Raw genomic sequence first — 2,995 nt, 5'->3', positions numbered from 1 at the left:
GCGACCGCCTCGGCGTCCGGCAGCATCGGCGTCAGGCGGCGTCGAGGTAGTCGACCAGCTCACCCAACTCGCTGGCCCAGCCCTGGGTGTGCGACTCGTACCCCTTCCGGTAGCCGTCCTCCGACAGCTGCGCGAACCCGGTCTCGACCACCGTCAACCGGGTGCCCTCCGCGACCGGCTCCAAGGTGAACTCGACGTAGGTGCGGCGCGGGTCGTCCTCGGGGATCCCGAAGACGTGCCAGGTGAAGCCGAACACGGCGGGCTCCTCCACCCTCTCCACGCGCATCTCGGTCGCCTGCCCGTCGGTCCACCTCATCCAGGCCGAACCGCCGGGGCGCAGGTCGATCGCCGCCTCGTCGCCGAACCACGAGCCGAGGCCCTCGGCCGTGGTCAGCGCCGCCCACACCTTGTTCGGCGGTTGGGCGATCTCCACGGTCCGCTCGATGCGATCAGGAAAACCCATGACGGCCTCTCACGAGTAGCAACGATTCGGTTGCCGACCGTATCGCAACCACCTGGTTGCGTCAACAAAGTCGTTCGGGGATCAACCACAGGAGTGAAAAAGGGATGGAAGCTCGGAAACCGGCCGGGTGAATGGACATCCGCCCGTTCGCCCCGAGGGTACCTCGCCCCGCCGCTCCCACACCCGGAGCCGATCTCCGTCCGAAGCGGATCTCCGACCGGTGGCGGCGGCGATCCCGGCCGGCGACACGGCGGCACTGGTCACCAGCGCGACCACCGTGCCGCGGCCCGCGCCGTGCGTCTCGTCGAGCAGCGCCATCCCGATCCACGCCGCGACGATCGGGTTCACCACCGTCTGACCGGCCACGAGGTCGGCGGGGCCGCGCGCCACAGCACGCCCCGAAACACCACCTCCTCGGCCGGCGGCGCGATCAGCCACACGGCGCGGGGACCGACCGGCCGTCACTTCCCGTTGAGGATGTTCGCCGCCCACCAGGAGCGGAGGGAGTCGAGCGTCGCGCCGGTGGCGTCGGGTGCGGTGACCAGGGTGCCGGTCGTGCGGGTGAGCACGTCGGTCCACCACAGCACTCCCGTGCCGCCGTCGAGGTAGCAGGTGATGAGGTCCCCGGCGAGCTGGTTGTCCGCGTCGCGCAGGTAGGGCGAGTAGTGCTCGGGGGTGCCGTCCGGGCCGCACCCGAGCCCGTCGTCGTCGCGCGGGATGTTCCGGCTGCCGACCAGGGCCCGGAAGTGCTTCTCCTGGGCGTCGGGGCTGGTGAAGAGGCGGAACTCCGCGCGGGCCGGCGGGGTCCAGCGGGGGCTCCACGCCGAGTTCCCGGTGCAGGCGAACTTCGCCAGCACACCTTCGGCGTCGGGCGGTTCGGTGACGCAGGTGCCGCCGGTCCGGTAGACCGCCGGCATGGAGCCGAAGAGGCTCTGCTCCTCCGGGTTCGGGCCGGAGGTCGTGCTCGTGGACGTCGTCGGCTCGGTCGTCGGATCCGCGCTCGCGGTGGTGGAGGAGGCGGTGCCGGACCGGCCCGGGATGCCGTTGAAGACCAGGTAGCCGGCGACCAGGACGGCGGCCGTCGCGAGCGCGGCGAGCACCAGGCGGCGGTTGCCCGGCGCGTCCGGTGGTCGTGCGCCGGGAACGAGCGGGGTGGTGCGGTCGGGTGGCGGCACGCCCGGTAATCGGGGCACGGCGGCGGTCTGGTCGACGTCCGGTGCCAGGCGGTCGGTGACGGCGGGTGCGGGTTTCGCGGGCGGGGTCGGGGGAGTGGCGGCGCGGGCGGCGGCGGCCAGAGCGCTCGCGCTCTCGTGGCGGGCGGCCGGGTCCTTGGCCATGCCGCGGGCGATCACGTCGTCCAGGGCGGCGGGCACAGCGGAGTTGAGGGCCGCGGCCCTCGGCGGTGGTGCGTCGAGGTGCGCCCGGATCAGCGCCGCCACGTTGACTGCCTCGAACGGCCGGCGTCCGGTCAGGCAGGTGTAGAGCACGCACGCGAGCGCGTAGGTGTCCGCCCGCGCGTCGACCGGCGCGGTGCCGAACCGCTCCGGCGCCATGTAGTCGAGGGTGCCAACCACCTGGTCGGTCGCCGTGATGTGGGTGGCGGTGGGCGAGGTGCTGCGCGCGATGCCGAAGTCCACCAGGTACACGAAGTCGCCCGGCGTGAGCAGGACGTTGGACGGCTTGACGTCGCGGTGCACCAGCCCGTCCGCGTGCGCGGCGTCGAGCGCGCTCGCCACCTGCTCCACGATCCGCACCGCCCGGTCGACCTCCAGCGGGCCGCGCGCGATCACGTCGCCCAGGTCGGTGCCCTCGACCAGTCGCATGTCGAGGTAGAGCCGCCCGTCGATCTCGCCGTAGGCGTGGATCGGGATGACGTGCGGCTCCCGCAGCCGGGCCGCGATCCGGGCCTCCCGCCGGAAGCGGGCGCGGAAGGCGGCGTCGTCGTGGAAGGCGGGCGGGAGCCGCTTGAGCGCCACGTCCCGGTCGTGCGCGGTGTCGTGGGCCCGGTGCACCTCGCCCATCCCGCCGCGCCCGAGCAGCGGGCCGATCCGGTAGGGCCCGAACATCTCGTCAGCCATGTCACCCGCGCTCCCCGTGCACCCCTGCGCCGGGGCAGCCGAAGGCCGGCCCCGAGGGTTCCGGAGGCTACCGCGACTCCCCGGTGGTCAGCCGGCGTGACGCGGGTCAAGCGCCGTGACCCGGATCGGGCGGCGTGACGCGGTCAGGCTGTGGTGACGCGGGACAGCAGGGCGGTGATCTCCTCCTCGTGCTCGCCCAGCCGCAGGCACTCCCGCAGGTCTTCCGCCGCGCGCGCCCGCTCCTCGGTGCGCAGCAGGCACACGCCGCGCTGGTAGCGCAGTTCCGCGACGTCGGCGTCCGGCAGCGCCAGGGCGCGGTCGAAGTCCCGGATCGCCGCCGCCGGGTCGCTCAGCGCGGCGTGCGCGATACCGCGGTTCAGCAGGACGTCCGGGTCGTCGCCCACGACGTCCAGGGCGCGGGTCAGGTCCTGCACGGCGGCGCCGGGCCGTCCAC

At 73.7% G+C, this 2,995-nt stretch carries 4 protein-coding genes; 1 reads left to right on the top strand and 3 read right to left on the bottom strand.

Going from position 1 to position 2,995, the window contains the following annotated elements:
• Nucleotides 1-31: 31 nt before the first annotated feature.
• Nucleotides 32-463, bottom strand: coding sequence for an SRPBCC domain-containing protein (locus tag AB0G02_RS33460; RefSeq protein ID WP_360802342.1), 432 nt, complete (start codon nt 461-463; stop codon nt 32-34).
• Between the two features lie 220 nt (nt 464-683).
• Between AB0G02_RS33460 and AB0G02_RS33455 the strand changes: the two genes are divergently transcribed.
• Nucleotides 684-821, top strand: coding sequence for a hypothetical protein (locus tag AB0G02_RS33455; protein ID WP_360802338.1), 138 nt, complete (start codon nt 684-686; stop codon nt 819-821).
• A gap of 103 nt (nt 822-924) precedes the next feature.
• On the opposite strand, the gene AB0G02_RS33450 is transcribed toward AB0G02_RS33455, so the two are convergent.
• Nucleotides 925-2,541 carry a serine/threonine-protein kinase gene (locus AB0G02_RS33450; protein ID WP_360802335.1) on the bottom strand — a complete coding sequence of 539 codons (1,617 nt, stop codon included), beginning with the start codon at nt 2,539-2,541 and terminating at the stop codon, nt 925-927.
• Nucleotides 2,542-2,684: 143 nt separating this feature from the next.
• The coding region (locus tag AB0G02_RS33445; RefSeq protein ID WP_360802332.1) for a tetratricopeptide repeat protein at nt 2,685-2,995 on the bottom strand (311 nt) is incomplete at its 5' end.

The organism is Actinosynnema sp. NPDC023658 (assembly GCF_040639995.1).
Classification (GTDB): Bacteria; Actinomycetota; Actinomycetes; order Mycobacteriales; family Pseudonocardiaceae; genus Actinosynnema.
Note: the sequence above shows the minus strand (reverse complement) of the source record. Positions and strands in the feature narration are given on the sequence as shown.

Bases quoted from the DNA above. Each gene is read 5' to 3' on its own strand.
- AB0G02_RS33450 (WP_360802335.1), bottom strand. From the start codon at position 2,541: ATGGCTGACGAGATGTTCGGGCCCTACCGGATCGGCCCGCTGCTCGGG.
- AB0G02_RS33460 (WP_360802342.1), bottom strand. From the start codon at position 463: ATGGGTTTTCCTGATCGCATCGAGCGGACCGTGGAGATCGCCCAACCG.